Annotated in this window: 1 protein-coding gene; it reads right to left on the reverse strand. The window is 76.6% G+C overall.

Going from position 1 to position 830, the window contains the following annotated elements; translation table 11 throughout:
• A partial coding sequence (locus G3I65_RS04130) for an iron chelate uptake ABC transporter family permease subunit (protein ID WP_160694898.1) occupies window positions 1-795 on the reverse strand: 795 nt, incomplete at its 3' end.
• Window positions 796-830 lie beyond the last annotated feature (35 nt).

The raw sequence follows: 830 nt of genomic DNA on the forward strand, positions 1-830 counted from the left end.
GGGCCCGGCGGCCGCCGTCGCGAAGGCCGCGAGCGCGACGGCGAGCAGGAGCAGGACCAGGCGGCTGCGTTCGACGCGCAGCCCGAGCCCGGCCGCGGTGTCGTCGCCGAGCTGCAGCCCGGTCAGCGCGCGGTTCTGGCTCAGTGCCAAGGGCAGCAGGACGGCGAGCGCGATGGCGAGCGGCGCGGCCTGGTCCCAGCCGCGGCCGTTGAGGTTGCCGGTGAGCCAGACCAGCGCCTGCTGGGCGAGGGTGACGTCGGCCCAGGTCATCAGGTACGAGACGACGCTGGTCAGGACCGCGCCCACGCCGACGCCGACGAGGACCAGCCGGTAGCCGTGCACGCCGCCGCGGCGGGACAGCAGGTAGATCGTGGCGCCGGTGAGCACCGCGCCGGCCAGCGCCGCGGCCGAGACCACCACGCCCGAGGCCTCGAAGAGCACGAGCGCCACGACCGCCGCGGCGCTCGCGCCCTGCGTCACGCCGATGACGTCCGGGCTCGCGAGAGGATTGCGCAGGAGGCGCTGGAAGAGCGCGCCGGACGTGCCGAACGCGAGGCCGGCGAGCACGCCGGTGACCGCCCGCGGCAGCCGCAGTTCCGTGACGACGTAAGCCGCGCGGCCGACGCCGCCGCCGAAGAGGAGGCCGGGCAGGTCGCCGAGTGGAACCGGGAAGTCGCCCACGGCCAGGGAAAGCGCGAAGACGGCGACGAGGGTGACCGCCAGCCCGGCCGACACCCCGCGGGCCCGGACGGCTCCGCGCCGGCGCGCGGCGGCGACCAGTTCGACGGCGCTCACACCGCCACGACCTTCCGGCGCCGCACCAGGACCAC

It is taken from the genome of Amycolatopsis sp. SID8362 (assembly GCF_010550475.1).
GTDB lineage: Bacteria > Actinomycetota > Actinomycetes > Mycobacteriales > Pseudonocardiaceae > Amycolatopsis > Amycolatopsis eburnea.